The sequence below is a fragment of the Stanieria cyanosphaera PCC 7437 genome (assembly GCF_000317575.1).
GTDB lineage: Bacteria > Cyanobacteriota > Cyanobacteriia > Cyanobacteriales > Xenococcaceae > Stanieria > Stanieria cyanosphaera.
The window spans coordinates 3,131,504-3,144,823 of record NC_019748.1 but is presented as its reverse complement, the minus strand read 5'-3'; the positions used below and the strand labels follow the sequence as shown (position 1 = coordinate 3,144,823).

At 34.1% G+C, this 13,320-nt stretch carries 16 protein-coding genes and 1 tRNA gene; 7 read left to right on the top strand and 10 right to left on the bottom strand.

The annotated features are described in order from the left end of the window. Positions 1-106: 106 nt before the first annotated feature. A complete protein-coding gene (locus STA7437_RS13530; RefSeq protein WP_041620019.1) occupies positions 107-661 on the top strand; it encodes a YdcF family protein in 555 nt (184 codons plus the stop codon). A 27-nt stretch (positions 662-688) separates the two neighbouring features. Here the strand turns inward: STA7437_RS13530 and hpsJ-A are convergent, their stop codons facing one another. The 6 genes from hpsJ-A to STA7437_RS13500 all read right to left on the bottom strand — a co-directional run bounded on the left by hpsJ-A (position 689) and on the right by STA7437_RS13500 (position 5,126). Next, on the bottom strand, positions 689-1,387 hold the full coding sequence (gene hpsJ-A / locus STA7437_RS13525; protein ID WP_015193953.1) for an HpsJ-like protein, cyanoexosortase A-associated: 699 nt from the start codon (positions 1,385-1,387) through the stop codon (positions 689-691). 56 nt (positions 1,388-1,443) lie between these two features. Continuing rightward, complete coding sequence (locus tag STA7437_RS13520) at positions 1,444-2,127, bottom strand: cyanoexosortase A system-associated protein (protein ID WP_015193952.1); 684 nt, start codon at positions 2,125-2,127, stop codon at positions 1,444-1,446. A 58-nt stretch (positions 2,128-2,185) separates the two neighbouring features. Further along, a complete protein-coding gene (gene crtA, locus STA7437_RS13515; protein ID WP_015193951.1) occupies positions 2,186-3,052 on the bottom strand; it encodes a cyanoexosortase A in 867 nt (288 codons plus the stop codon). A 188-nt stretch (positions 3,053-3,240) separates the two neighbouring features. After that, the gene (locus tag STA7437_RS13510; protein WP_015193950.1) at positions 3,241-3,432 is read right to left on the bottom strand and encodes a hypothetical protein; all 192 of its coding nucleotides are present in this window, start codon (positions 3,430-3,432) and stop codon (positions 3,241-3,243) included. Continuing rightward, entirely contained in the window at positions 3,432-3,773 is a 342-nt protein-coding gene (locus STA7437_RS13505; RefSeq protein WP_015193949.1) for a hypothetical protein, read from the bottom strand. The genes STA7437_RS13510 and STA7437_RS13505 overlap by 1 nt, the downstream gene beginning before the upstream one ends. Positions 3,774-4,196: 423 nt before the next feature. Beyond that, complete coding sequence (locus STA7437_RS13500) at positions 4,197-5,126, bottom strand: trypsin-like serine peptidase (protein WP_015193948.1); 930 nt, start codon at positions 5,124-5,126, stop codon at positions 4,197-4,199. A 441-nt stretch (positions 5,127-5,567) separates the two neighbouring features. Between STA7437_RS13500 and STA7437_RS13495 the strand changes: the two genes are divergently transcribed. From STA7437_RS13495 to STA7437_RS13485, 3 genes are all read left to right on the top strand, one after another. Further along, complete coding sequence (locus STA7437_RS13495; protein WP_015193947.1) at positions 5,568-6,629, top strand: hypothetical protein; 1,062 nt, start codon at positions 5,568-5,570, stop codon at positions 6,627-6,629. A 25-nt stretch (positions 6,630-6,654) separates the two neighbouring features. Next, entirely contained in the window at positions 6,655-7,062 is a 408-nt protein-coding gene (locus STA7437_RS13490; RefSeq protein WP_015193946.1) for a hypothetical protein, read from the top strand. A 125-nt stretch (positions 7,063-7,187) separates the two neighbouring features. Further along, the gene (locus tag STA7437_RS13485) at positions 7,188-7,763 is read left to right on the top strand and encodes a hypothetical protein (protein WP_150109071.1); all 576 of its coding nucleotides are present in this window, start codon (positions 7,188-7,190) and stop codon (positions 7,761-7,763) included. 549 nt (positions 7,764-8,312) lie between these two features. On the opposite strand, the gene STA7437_RS13480 is transcribed toward STA7437_RS13485, so the two are convergent. Continuing rightward, positions 8,313-9,719, bottom strand: a complete 1,407-nt coding sequence (locus STA7437_RS13480) for a hemolysin family protein (protein WP_015193944.1) — start codon at positions 9,717-9,719, stop codon at positions 8,313-8,315. Positions 9,720-9,804: 85 nt separating this feature from the next. Further along, positions 9,805-10,488, bottom strand: coding sequence for a hypothetical protein (locus tag STA7437_RS13475; protein ID WP_015193943.1), 684 nt, complete (start codon positions 10,486-10,488; stop codon positions 9,805-9,807). An 89-nt stretch (positions 10,489-10,577) separates the two neighbouring features. On the opposite strand from STA7437_RS13475, the gene STA7437_RS13470 reads away from it, so the two are divergent. Further along, positions 10,578-10,650, top strand: a tRNA-Ile gene (locus tag STA7437_RS13470). 70 nt (positions 10,651-10,720) lie between these two features. On the opposite strand, the gene STA7437_RS13465 is transcribed toward STA7437_RS13470, so the two are convergent. Next, positions 10,721-11,077: a hypothetical protein gene (locus STA7437_RS13465; protein WP_015193942.1), complete on the bottom strand. Its 357-nt coding sequence runs from the start codon at positions 11,075-11,077 to the stop codon at positions 10,721-10,723. An 86-nt stretch (positions 11,078-11,163) separates the two neighbouring features. Here STA7437_RS13465 and pyrE point away from each other — a divergent pair, with 86 nt between their 5' ends. Continuing rightward, the gene (gene pyrE, locus STA7437_RS13460; protein ID WP_015193941.1) at positions 11,164-11,754 is read left to right on the top strand and encodes an orotate phosphoribosyltransferase; all 591 of its coding nucleotides are present in this window, start codon (positions 11,164-11,166) and stop codon (positions 11,752-11,754) included. Between the two features lie 79 nt (positions 11,755-11,833). After that, positions 11,834-12,337, top strand: a complete 504-nt coding sequence (locus tag STA7437_RS13455) for a hypothetical protein (protein WP_015193940.1) — start codon at positions 11,834-11,836, stop codon at positions 12,335-12,337. A gap of 19 nt (positions 12,338-12,356) precedes the next feature. Here the strand turns inward: STA7437_RS13455 and STA7437_RS13450 are convergent, their stop codons facing one another. Further along, on the bottom strand, positions 12,357-13,037 hold the full coding sequence (locus STA7437_RS13450) for a hypothetical protein (RefSeq protein ID WP_015193939.1): 681 nt from the start codon (positions 13,035-13,037) through the stop codon (positions 12,357-12,359). Between the last annotated feature and the right edge of the window lie 283 nt (positions 13,038-13,320).

Below are 13,320 nucleotides of genomic sequence, written 5' to 3'. Positions count from 1 at the left end.
AGTAGTTACCATCATTCTACAATTGTGATTTGGTTCAACCATAATTAAAAATAAAACCAATACAATTTCAAGAAAAAGCTCGCTCATGAAACCTAAGTCAATCAAAATGAAGTCATGGCTTTTTCTCAGTCTTGTGGGAATTACTATCATCATAATTATATTAGGTTCAATTCCTGTTCGACTTGCGATCGCTCGCTATCGATTTCCTCAACCTCAAGCTATTCTTACTCTGGGCGGAGGAAGAGACAGAGAAGAATTTACTGCCAACTTGGCTCAAACTCACCCCAATTTACTGATTTGGGTTTCTACAGGTAGTCCTAATTCTGTTGTTCGTCAAATCTTTCGTGAGGCTGGTATTGCTGAAACTAGGTTTTATTTAGATAGACGAGCAGTTGATACTGTCACCAATTTTACAAGTTTAGTCAAAGACTTTCAAAAACATCAGATCAAACACCTATATTTAATTACTTCTGATTTTCACATGAGTAGAGCTAGAGCGATCGCTTTTTTTGTGTTAGGAAGTCATGGTATTACTTTTACCTCAATTTCATTACCTTCCAAAGAATTGCCTGAATCTAGGTTAGTTGTGATGCGGGATGCTTGTCGTGCATTATTGTGGATGATGACTGGTTACACAGGTGCTAGTTTCAAAGTAAAGTAAATCAATTTAAATCAAAATTACTGATGCTCAATCGTCTTCACGTCGTTCCAATCTAGCCCACAGAGTATCTTTCCAGATGACAAAAAATAAACAACTAGCAACTAAAGCGCCTAAATTCCATTTAATTGACTTTTTGAGTAAATCCCAACGTTTTTTAGAACGAACTGCTTCTATTTCTTTTCTTAAATCTTTTTCAGTGTTATTAAGCTCTAAAATAATCTGCTCTTTGATTTCTTGAGCATTGATTTTATCAGGAAGTTTACCTTGATAAGACTGTTTTTGAAGGATAGCTTGAATTTCTGCTGATGAGTTAGCTGCTGTCATTTTGTTTCTAAACTTGTCGATTTGTTCGACTTTGGCAACTAGCTCTCGGTTAATAACTGCGTTATTGGTAAGCTCGATACGAACAGTATTATTAATTCCCAAAGGAACCATTAACAAAAAGAAAATAGCTAAGATTAAAGAAAAATAAGAAAGCCATCGCAGGAGTAAATTTTCAATCGGCGCTCGATAATTTCTTTCTCCGTAATAGATAAAAGCTATACCCAACAAAGGAACGGGAATACGCTCAATAAAAGCTCCCATCGTTTGCAATTCCCAAACAGAATTCATTAACTGTAAAGGTAGAATAATACTAATAAAATCAATAAAAGTTAGTCCTAATAGTCCATAGCCTACAAGTCTAATTAACGAAAATGTAAAAAATTCTTGATTAGGTGACTGCATAATTATTTAAAGTAAATACGGCAACAATCAACCAAAGTATACTCGCAAAAAAAAATTTAGAGCTTAGGAAAGCGAAGCTGCCACCAATCATACCAATTGATCCAGACGTTTGTAAGAGTTTGATAAGCTTCTGAAGCAGTAGATTCTTTCATAGGAATTGATAATTGCACCCAAAGACATCTTAAATCTCTGAAACTATCTTTTCCTTGCAGCCAAGGCAAGAGCAAACTAAACTTTAGATCCTGACTATAACGATTATGGGAAAATTGTTGAGGAGTAACAGTTGTATAACCACGAGAGTTAATACAAGTACTGAGATAAGCACGCTCGTCATGACTAAATAAGATGTGATAACCAACTCCTGGAATTTTTTCTAAATCTGCATTTTCTAGAAGTTGTTTTGGTATAGATGTTTGTTGGTTGATTAGTTCGATTATGTTGCCTTTAGTACCGACTACATAACGCATCTTAATCTCTAAAGGAACACCATTTTTAAAATAAATGTAATGTTTTTCCGCCCTAATGCGATCGCTTGGCTGGAATGTTTTAACATGATTTAAAGGCAAAGATTCAGTTTTAATTAACTGCCAAGATTTAAGATTAATTTGATTGGGAAATGTAAAACCTTTAACTTCACGTTTGCCTGCAGTTGGGCTAAACCATGAATAAATTGTTAGTAGAGTAATGGTAAGACAAGTGGTAGCTAGTAAACTAGTTTGCCATTGAATTCGAGCAAGCATAAGAAATTAATTATTTGTATTAAGTATTAACTACATTAAGTTTGAGGAGAAAATGAAGTTAATTCCGAGTTCGAGTGAGAGAATTGAATTTTTGTTCTTTAAGTTGTAAGTAACAAAAACTTGAAAAAATTACAATTGCCAATGTGGAAAAAATTTGCGCTCCTTCTGTACCGTGCCAATAAGTAAATTTGTCTGGTTCTGGTAACAATACAGTCATAATAGTAACTCTAATCGTACCAAGAAAAAATCCAATCATCACAGCAGCAGTTGGAAAAAGAAAGCGTTGTAACTGCTTCATCATAACCAAACTCTCTAACAATAAAGCAAGTTTAAACATCAAGATAATCATTGAAACTCCCGTACAAGAATAATTTACTGAAGCAGTAAAATATCCTTGCTCAGGCAAGTGCAGCACAATATTATAGTTTTGACTAATTGTATTAAATCCAAAATAGTAGAGCAGATAATTAGCAAGTTTTGCCGTCATTATCTGAATTTGAAACAATCTATTGAACCACCATCCTAGAGTATCTGATGGAAAAAATAGTACCCCTGATAGTAATAACTCCCACCAATATTTTCTTAATTCTTTCAAGCCAAAAGCGATCGCAATTAGACCTAAAAATCCGAAAAAAGGAGTTAGAGGTAAAAAAAATAATGATTCAAACCAAACAAGAGAAACACTTTTAATCAGGACAATTGTTAATAAAAATAATCCAAAAGTAGTCGAAAAAAAATCACTACCAAAACTAAATTGCTTGCGCTTTCGCCATAATAATAAAAAAATTGCTCCCCAAAACAAGGAGTTAGTTACTATAAAGTCAACATTCTGGGTATTTTTCCAGGTTAAAGTTAGATAAAAAACTGCCAAGCTAATCAGACTAGCATAAAACCAAAATTGATTAGTTTTGAGCGATCGCCTCATAAAAAAAGAAGAGTCTAATTAAGAAATAAACTCGCTACGAAACGAACAAAATTTTAACTCTTAGACAATAAAATGTCCAAAGTGTCAAGATGATATTTAATAATAGTAATAATTTTATCAGAATCGATGCGATCGCTTTGAGATGAATGTTTTGTATTGATCCTTGCTTTAAATACTTGGAAAAGCTTTCAGATTGGATTAGAAAGATTTAATACTTTGTTTAACTGCTGCTGGCGTTGTTGAATATTCTCAACTTCTATTTTTAAAATTAAGTCTTCTAACTCTAAACAAGCTAATTCTAATTCCTGACGACGACGACGAGAGTTAACCACTGTTTGTTTTACTTGTCCCAAAGATGGCATCTTGGTGAACTCACTCATTATATACCCCAATCTAAATTAATTTCTTGAGTACTTCTTTGCAATGCAGGTATTCGATTTTGAATTATTGCGATTCTATCTTTCAATAACTTTAGCATATCAGAGCTAATCGAAGGTTGAGCTTCGGCAATTCTAATCCTTAGCGTAGATAGTTGAGAATATAAATCGGCTGCTTGTTGTGCTATTTCTGCTAATTCATCTAAAGCGATTATCGTTGTTTCGTTTTCTCCAAAACGTTCTATTAACAAAAATTCTGCTTTTCTCGCTTCATCAATAACATCTAAAATTTGTTCGGTCAGATTAGTGATTTTTAGTTGAATTTCTGGAGATAAACGAGCCATTTCTAACTTTTAAGCCAATTTTGTCTATATCTTAGACTATAACAAGAGCGATCGCTTCATAAAAAAAGAAGAGTCTAATTAATAGATCAATTTGCGACTAAACTTTATCAATTGAGAAATTTACAGTCGAAACTATACTGATGATTCAGTTATAAATAACAATTAAGTATTAAACAACTGGTATAAATACTGAGTATTTCATAAAAAATTTTGATTGTAGATATAGCCTTTCTCGCTCTTGGTGAGGTACACCATTACTAATTACTAATTACTAATTATTAGGAATTAATAATCAACCATTAACATAAGCGAAGCGCACTACTGTAGGTCTCAACTATCAACGCTCAACCACAAAAATGAAATGTCTCTCATTAATCTGAGAACCGCTATATATTTTTTTTATGAAAAAAATACTAAAATAAGTCAAACTAATTCTTCTTCTTGTTTATAATTTTGTAAATCTTCTTGAATCCAAGTTTGAATTAAAGTTAGTTTTTCCTCAGTAATTTGTGTTGCTACATTATAAAAATTTCCATTGAACCATTTATTTCCTTGAACGTGAATGCCAACAATATTATATGCTTCTGTATTGGGGTCAAAATACCATACGGGACTACCGCTTTGACCTCTTTGAGTATCAAGAGTTTCATTGTAAAAAAACTGATAATTATCAATAAAACTAATTTTTCCAGAAGCAGTCTTCAGTGGAAGATTTTTCCAAGCAGTTTTGGGGTTATCTGGATATCCAGAAATATTAATTTTAATTTTAGAAAATGAAGAATGGTCTAATGTTTTTAAGTTAAAAACTTGATTAAAGTCTTGCAACGGACGGTCTAAAGTAAGTAAAGCAATATCATCTTTATGACTGATAGGTTGCCACTGGTTATTTTTAAATTCCCAATTGTCGTCGTTAGTCCATCCTTCTAAAATTCTTATTTTAGTTACATTGACTGCATTATCTTGGTCAAAACTTACACTGATTGAATTTAAATCAGCTTTTCCGCCATGATCTTTTAAAAAAACATTATGAGCAGCCGTAATGATATGGATACTATCTATGGCAGCCCCAGAACTCACGAATTCTTTACCATCAGGAAATTTGATTTTAAGTTTAGCAATATTATTCCAAGGTGTTTGAGTTGTATTTAAAACAGCAACTCGGTCATCTTGTCCGTAGATAGCAGCTATTAAGTTGTTTGTGCGTTCAACATCGAATTGATTAATACTTTTAAAAGACAAATCAGCAGACTTAAAATTTGATTTGATATTTGCCGAAGCCAAATTAACAAAATAAAAATAATCAATAGATGATAACAATAAGAATAAAGTTGATTTAAAAAATATTTTATTCACAATAATTACTTTTAAGTAATAACTCTTAAGTTATTTTTAGTTTAAGTAATTACTCTGAAAAATACTAGAGAATATCGTTGATATTACCTATTTTTTACAAAATCTTCGCTGAAAATATCTTTTAGATACAATTTCGATAATTTTTGAGCTAAAACAATAATAAGATTTTAAAGTTAATATGAATTGTCAATAAAGTTTATGTAAATCAAAAGGTCGATTACTTAAGTAGTAATTGATTAAATAAAAATTATCAAAAATGCTTTATGCGATCGCTATTTGTTTAAGAAAAATAAACAAAAAATATTGTAATTTTATCAAGTTAGTACGTGAAAATAACGAAATTTATTATTAATAGTTGATGGTCGAATTAAATCGAGATATAACAGCAAAGTATCATCTAAACTCTTTGCAGCAAATATGTAAAACTACTGCAATAAATTTATGTATAAACTAAATATTACTTGGCTTACTTTGGTCTTAGTACCAATTTCTGCTACGAGTTCTTTAGCTAATCCAACAAGCGGTCTTGTTTCTGAACAATCAAGCAATAATTCAGTTGAAATTTTATCTAATCGAGTTTCTACACAAGCAAGTTCTCTTTTAGATAGTGAAGCGCAAAAATCTCAATTTTCAATTTCTCCAACTCGTCTTTTTGCCCAACTTGACGAGTCCATTGAAGAGAATCAAGCCGATGTAGATGATTTACTATCTGCTGAAAATTCCAACTCTGAAGTTAATTCCGTCGATAATGAAGAAATTCAAAAATTACAGTCGGAATTGGATGAAATCAAAAACCGTAAACCACTCAGAAGAAATTCGGGGTCACCAGCTATAACTATTGCTAATCCCTATGGTTTTGGTGGAGATGGTGGTAGATTTTACATCAGCCCCAGTTTTCAATCAGATACCCGTTATGGTAATAGCGATGATTCAGATGGAACTCTCGGTATGGGAGTTGCTTTTGGTAATGCTCGTAAAACTGTCGGTGCAGAACTAAGCTACGGCATGGCTAGTTTTGGGGGTAGTCGTGATTTTGGCTCTGGTGGCTTTAATATGAAAGTACATCGTCGCCTAGCCGAAAATACAGCAGTAGCTTTTGGCTGGAATGGATTTTTGAATATTGGTGGCGGTAATGATTTTCAAGACTCTATTTATGGCGTTGCTACACAAATTGTTCGTTTGAGAGAAAATACTAATTCTCCCTTCAGTCGCCTGGCTATTTCTGGAGGTATTGGCAACGGACAATATCGTAGCGAAGATGACATGATCGAAGATAAAGATACGGTTAATGTCTTTGGTTCTTTAGCATTGCGAGTAGCTAGACCTGTCAGTGTGATTACCGAATGGACAGGACAAGATTTAGCAATTGGAATGTCAATTTCTCCTTTCCCCAATTTACCAATTACTTTTACTCCCGCACTGCGTGATATTGCAGGTGCAGGTGATGGCGCACGCTTTGTGTTTGGCACAGCGATTGGTTTTGGTTTTGGCGGTAGATTTTAACCTGAAAATTTTTAAGTAAGAACGTATGTACGAAAGAAAGTGGATTTTAAGGCTTTTGGCAGTGACTATACTAGCAGGAATTCCTTTAGTTAAAGCTGATTTAGTTCAATCTAAGCCCAATCATTCAGACGTCACTGGAACTCATACTTATAGCGCGCCTCCTAATTTTGGTTTTAGTAGTGGTGGAGGTTCCAGTTTTACCCAAATGTCTAATCAAGCTAGCAGTCTTTCACAAGACTTAAATCAAGCTATTGAGCAATTGGCTGCTTCTGAAGCAGCACCAAAAGGTCCTCGTCACTTTGCCAGAAAATCAAACAAAGAATGCGTCAATCCAGCAGTCGAAGAACTCAGTCAGACAATACAAGAAGTCAAAAACTTTGTCGAGCAAGTTAATACACAACAACCCGACAATGTCAATCCCAGTTCATGGTGATGAGGAAAAAAATGATGAAACTAACTAAGTCCAGACTTCATTCGCACCTTGGCTTCGTCAAGATTGCAACTATTGTTTTTACGACTCTTTTTTGTGTTGGGGTTCGTCCGACATTAGCAACCGAAATGTTTGACAACCAGGGTATTAAATTTGATGAAGATACGATCATAGATTTTCAATTTATCAAATCTCACGGAGCATATCAATCGACCTTTGGTGTGATTAATCTAGATACTGGAGAAAAAACTCCACTACTAGTTGAAGTCAAATCGGCTGACACTGAAGATACGATTTATCGTGAATCTAACTATCAAGATGACTTTGAATCAGACCAAGTCAGTGATTTCATAGGTACTGCTGGTGATACGGTTCCTGAATTTTTGAATAGTTTTACTTTTATAGCAGGAAATCGCTATGCTTTTTATTTAGAATCTACTTTTAACAATCAGCCTGCGGGTATTGTTTACTCGACTAATCTCGATAATCTTGGTCAAAACAAACAAGCTCAATTTGCTGGTGGTTTAACTGAATTAGCTAATGGTGGTGTAATGTTGCGCTGGGATGATACGGGGTCTATGCTTGTACGAGAAAATCTACAAGATGTTGACTTCGATGATTTTATTGTAGGTGTTGGTGGAGAGATCAAATGTCCTTACGATGAAGATTCTGATGTCAATTCCGATTCTAGTTCTACTCCCTAAGTTACATTCTCAGAGATGCTTGAGTTTTCGTGCTGATCGAATTAATCAAACCAGAAATATCGTTTATTACTCGTCTTAACCAAGACGTATCGAAATAAATGCTATTTTCCTTTCGCTAGGACTTACGCAAATTAAAAGTTTGAATTTATAGATAAAATTGGCAAGCTCTACCCTTGATTGGAAGTTTGCGTAAGTTCTGATCTCAAATCCGTCTAATTAGTCGTGATAACTTTATAGACTTAATTATTTTTTTTCTGTTGTAGGAACAATTCATGAATTGTTTCTACTTTATTAATATCATTATGCGTAGAACGCAGAAGATTGTTGGTTCACAGACCAACCAGAACACCGCAGAGTTGCCCCAACGATACTAGAGGGTCGGACTCCCCAAGCTTTAAAGATTCCGTCGGGCAGACGGTACTCGATTAGGCTCTTAATTCATTATCTTAAATTTTGGGATGTCCTTGTTTTGTCTGCCAAAAAATTCCTCGCTTGAAGAGCGATCGCTCTCACCAAGTTTATCAGATCTTGATTCACCAACGCCGATTTTTAATTGTCAATTAATTTAGAAGATAAACCATTTTCATCATTAGAATTGCTTTGATCATCATGATGGTTGTGACCCTCATCAGAAGATTCATGACGATAGATTTGTACTAAATAAAGTCGATTTTCTTCTACTTTAGTCACAGTAAAATCTAAATTTTGATAGTGTAAAGTTTCTCCTAAAGTGGGAATTTTTTGCCATTGATCGAGTAAAAATCCTCCTAGGGTGTAATAATCTTCTCCTAAAGGCAAGTCTAATCCCAATAATTCATTTACTTCTTCTAAATTCATTTGAGCAGAAACTACAAAAGTTTGCTCATTAAGCATTTGCATTAATTCAGTTTCAATTTCTGTGGCATCATTACTATCACCAATGATTTCTGCAATCAAATCTTGAAGCGTTACTAATCCTGATGTACCACCAAAATCATCAACCACAATCACCATTTTTTGTTGCGATCGCTGCATTAAGGGTAACAATTCATTTAAAGGAGTAGATTCAGCAATGAAGCGTACTGGTTTTACCCAAGGTTGAATTGAAGAGTCATTGAGTAATTTTCCTTCGGCTAAAGGAGCAGCTAAATCTTTATAATCGATAATACCTTGGATATCGTCTAAAGATTCGCCAATAATCGGATAACGAGAATATTCAGTATCGGCAACTTTGAGTAGTAATTCGGCAAAAGTAGCATTTATAGGTAAAAATTCGATTCTAGTGCGGGGAATCATCACTTCTATCGCCGTAACTTCCCCAAATTCAAATACATTATTTAGTAATTCTCGTTCCTCTGCTTCTAAACCAATTGATTCTCTTTCGGTGGCAATCATCAATTGTAATTCTTCTGAGGTTACTTGGTTGTACCATCCCTGACCAGTATATTCAATCCCTGCTAATCTGAGTATTAAACGAGTTGATTGATTTAAAATCCAAATAAAAGGACGAAAAATTCTTGCGATTACCAGACTCGGGGGACCAAAAAACTTAGCTAATTGTTCTGAATAAATTAGTGCAACTGATTTGGGACAAAGTTCTCCCAAAACTATTTGTAAATAAACTAGAGTAAAAAAAGAAATGGGAATTGCCAAAGAATGAGCGATCGCTTCTGTTACCATTGTTGGTAAGGGTAATTTAGCAATGGTTTGAATGACAAAACCTGCCATCACTTCTTCACCAATCCAACCCAAAGCTAGACTAGAAAGAGTAATTCCTAACTGAGTAGTAGATAAAAGACGATCAATACTTCTTTGCAAAGATTGAACAGTTTGTGCTTGCAAATCGCCTGCTTTAACTAACTGGCTGATGCGACTACGCCGAACAGAGACAATCGAAAATTCTGCCGTAACAAAAAAAGCATTAATAGCAATCAACACAAATATAGATAAAAGAGGAAAAAACTGTCGACCAGTCATTAATTAACTAAAAAAGATAAACTATAATTTGGTATTTGCTTCCCTTCAGTCAACTCATACCATTATTTTTTTAAACTGATCGTAGCTATCTTGCCACTGGAATTTCCGTTAATTTAAGTTCTAGTTTTTGATCGGGATAATCAGTTAAAGTAAGGGAAATATTATTGCTCTGGTCGAGTAAAGCTAAAGGAATTTTCAAGCTACCACGAAAATTTTGACCGTTAGCAGGTAATTCTCCTGGTAAATTTTCAGGAATTGCACTAATTAATCTTCCTTGTTCGTCTCTGACATCAATAAAACTGTAGAGAAAACGTCTTGTCTCAGAGCCTTCATTTTTTAAGTTTAAATCTAGTAAAAAAGAGCTACCATCAGTTTTAGCGGTGACTAATTCTAAAGTAACTCCTTGGGAACTATTTTTAATCGGCAAGATAGTAGAGCTTGATTCTAATTCTTCTTGGATGGTATGAGTAACTAAATGATTAGATTTTGGTAATTGCGATTGTTCATTTGAACTTTCTGAATCATCTTCTGTATGAATTAAGTTATAAACTTCAACCAAAACTGCCTTTTCATCAACTAACTGTAATCCTTTATGAGGACCTGTTAAGGGTTTTTTTCTTAATTTATTGTCTGTTTTTACTTCTGGTTGCGTCACCACTCTCAGTGCTTGTTGTCCCATCAGATAGCTAATAAAAGCACTGGTACTACCAGCAGCCAACATCATGACAAATAAAGTCAAGATGAGTATTACTGTGGATTTGGTTTTCATGCGATCGCTTTTGAGTTAAGATAACTAAATTTCCTAAATTTACTAATATAATGCTAAATTGATGATAAATTATAGGGAAAAGTAAACTACCAGGGTTGGCCGAGCGGTTTAGGCAACGAACTCATAATTCGTGCTAGGCAGGTTCAACTCCTGCACCCTGGATCAAAATCGCTAAAATTAACAATAATTAATCAAAGCTGATTACTTAATCATAGTCAAAAACTGTAATTATTTATTCGCCAAAACTATAATTAGGATTTTCTCCTAAAGAAGTATTAAAAGGATTGTTTAAATCTCTCGTTCTAATTAAAGCAGCACTACCAGCTTGCTGTTTTAGACCATCATGATAAATAGTATTAACTAACTCTCCTTCGGTGGCAATCTGTAATTCTGGAAAACGATTAAAACCAAAAATAGTATTTAGTTGTCTACTCCAATCATCGCTCTCGAAAGCATCTCCAGATTTAGTAAAATAAGCTTCTTCAAAAGTTTCTGCAAATTCAGACTGTGCCATTGCTTTAACATTAAATAAACTAGCAACCGCAGTTGTTAACAAAATTGAACTGACTACTGTAAACTTAATGGACATTGTGCCTAATCCTCGGTAACTTCTGCTCAATCCTAACTGAAGATTTATCGAACCAACAGTATTGCAATAAATTTTCTTGATCAATAATGAATCAAACTATCTTGTCTGAATTAACTACAGCAAATTCCGCTCAACTTCGTCAAATTCTCTTAGAGTTATTAGTCAAATATGCTTATGTCGAAGGTGATTTTGTTCTATCTTCGGGAGCAAAAAGTAGTTATTATATTAATGGCAAACAAGTAACTTTAAGAGCAGAAGGAGCTTTAGTTATTGGTCGTTTGCTCTTTGCTCTTTTGCCTCAAGATACAGATGCAGTAGCAGGTTTAACTCTAGGTGCAGATCCCATTGTCAGTGCTGTTAGTATAGTTTCTGCTTACAATAATCAACCCATTCCTGCTTTAATTATTCGTAAAGAATCAAAAGGACACGGAACTAAAGCTTATATTGAAGGTCCTAATTTAAACCCAGGTGCAAAAGTAGTAGTTTTAGAAGATGTAGTCACTACTGGTAAATCTGCTCTACAAGCAGTAGAACGTCTAACCGCGTGCGGTTACCAAGTAACTCAAATTATCGCCTTAGTAGACAGAGAGCAAGGAGGCGCAGAGTTATATCAATCCCAAGGTATTGAATTTAAAGCTTTATTTTCTATTAAAGAAATTCAACAATATGAAGCTTAAAAATACTTTATCTTTTGTTATGTTTTGCTCAGAAACTATCGGTTAAGCTGAAAATAGTAGAGCAATCATAAAATATATTATGAATAGTATTTCCGTTCGCAACCCAATTAACTGGTCTACTATTATTCTGTTTGTCTTAGGATTTTGGCTGAGTAGTAGTTTACTGTTGGATTGTTTAGTGATTCCTGGTTTGTTGGCAGCAGGCATGATGACTCAACCAGGATTTGCTAGTGCTGGTTATCTAATTTTTGGTACTTTTAACCGTCTGGAATTATTAGCTGCTGCGACAGCTTTAACTGGTTGTTTGGTATTTCGTTATCAACACAATTTTCCTCATCGCCAGGAAATGTGGTCGTTAGTTTTAGGCACAATTTTACTAGTTATTCCCTTGGCTTATACCTATATTTTGACTCCAGAAATGAGTAGCTTAGGATTATCTTTAGATGTAACCAATCCTATAGCACAAGATTTTTCTACGATGAGACTCATGCATGGAATTTATTGGGTACTAGAAATTAGTAAACTAATCATAGGTAGTATTTTGTTGCGCTGGTTTTATCGCAGCAGTTGCACTTTAGTTTAAGACTAATTTTGTAGAAAAGTTAGGGTTTTAAATAGTGAGTAATTTCTGAGCGACAAACGTACCAAAAATACGAAGTCAGATTAATCAAACCCAGGAGTTTCGTGCCATCTTCAAGCATGGCATGAGCTCCAGGACTAGAAACTGGGGTAAGATCGATAACTGTTGAAAAAGCAAATAAAAAGAAAGCAATTAATAAAGGAAAATAAGGTGTAAGCTTGATTTTTTGCCAAAATAAACGACCATATAAAATTAAAATTACACCATAAAAAGAATAAACTACAGTTTTAACTTTAATATAACTACCAAAAAATACAGTCAAAATTAAAGTAAGACGAAAGCGATCGTCAATATATAATAAAGTCATTAATAAAGAACTAACTAATAAAAAAACTTGAGAACGACGATTGAGTTGAGCAGATAAAGTACTAGTAAATAAACATACTGCGATCGCACTACACCAAAGAATTTCTGAAATACTGGTTAACCAACCCCAATAATAAGTATTAATCGTAAAAGGATCGCTAAATAAATTTTCAACTCCTTGTCCTTTGCTTCTTAGTTTGGCATAAATACTAAGACTACTAAGAATAGTTATGACTAAAAGATTTAACCAAATTAAAAGGCGAATACGGCTAAAATGTTGCTTTCCTATCTGCAAAAAAAGTTGTTTTGGTTGCCAGCTAGAGATTTTTTGTTTCATGAAGTTCTTGTGCGCAAAAATATTCCAAAGCTATCCTAATATTTTCTTAAAAAAAACAGCAAACAACAATATTGTTAATGTTTGATTGTTGATATAGCAGTTCTGATATTGGTGAGGTACAAAGTTAGTCGTTTTGAGGCAGGGGGCAAGAGGACGGGGGTTGTTCTCGGACTCGAATCGAATTCGAGTCACAGCCCCTCCAGAAGGCAGGTATTAGTTGTACCTCATGAATTTAAGCAACGCTATAACTGATAGTTAATTGCTACTTGCTACTTGTTACTTT

Coding starts and splice junctions, on each gene's coding strand:
- STA7437_RS13530 (WP_041620019.1), top strand. CDS start 107: ATGAAGTCATGGCTTTTTCTCAGTCTTGTGGGAATTACTATCATCATA.
- hpsJ-A (WP_015193953.1), bottom strand. CDS start 1,387: ATGCAGTCACCTAATCAAGAATTTTTTACATTTTCGTTAATTAGACTT.
- STA7437_RS13520 (WP_015193952.1), bottom strand. CDS start 2,127: ATGCTTGCTCGAATTCAATGGCAAACTAGTTTACTAGCTACCACTTGT.
- crtA (WP_015193951.1), bottom strand. CDS start 3,052: ATGAGGCGATCGCTCAAAACTAATCAATTTTGGTTTTATGCTAGTCTG.
- STA7437_RS13510 (WP_015193950.1), bottom strand. CDS start 3,432: ATGAGTGAGTTCACCAAGATGCCATCTTTGGGACAAGTAAAACAAACA.
- STA7437_RS13505 (WP_015193949.1), bottom strand. CDS start 3,773: ATGGCTCGTTTATCTCCAGAAATTCAACTAAAAATCACTAATCTGACC.
- STA7437_RS13495 (WP_015193947.1), top strand. CDS start 5,568: ATGTATAAACTAAATATTACTTGGCTTACTTTGGTCTTAGTACCAATT.
- STA7437_RS13490 (WP_015193946.1), top strand. CDS start 6,655: ATGTACGAAAGAAAGTGGATTTTAAGGCTTTTGGCAGTGACTATACTA.
- STA7437_RS13485 (WP_150109071.1), top strand. CDS start 7,188: ATGTTTGACAACCAGGGTATTAAATTTGATGAAGATACGATCATAGAT.
- STA7437_RS13480 (WP_015193944.1), bottom strand. CDS start 9,719: ATGACTGGTCGACAGTTTTTTCCTCTTTTATCTATATTTGTGTTGATT.
- STA7437_RS13475 (WP_015193943.1), bottom strand. CDS start 10,488: ATGAAAACCAAATCCACAGTAATACTCATCTTGACTTTATTTGTCATG.
- STA7437_RS13465 (WP_015193942.1), bottom strand. CDS start 11,077: ATGTCCATTAAGTTTACAGTAGTCAGTTCAATTTTGTTAACAACTGCG.
- pyrE (WP_015193941.1), top strand. CDS start 11,164: ATGAATCAAACTATCTTGTCTGAATTAACTACAGCAAATTCCGCTCAA.
- STA7437_RS13455 (WP_015193940.1), top strand. CDS start 11,834: ATGAATAGTATTTCCGTTCGCAACCCAATTAACTGGTCTACTATTATT.
- STA7437_RS13450 (WP_015193939.1), bottom strand. CDS start 13,037: ATGAAACAAAAAATCTCTAGCTGGCAACCAAAACAACTTTTTTTGCAG.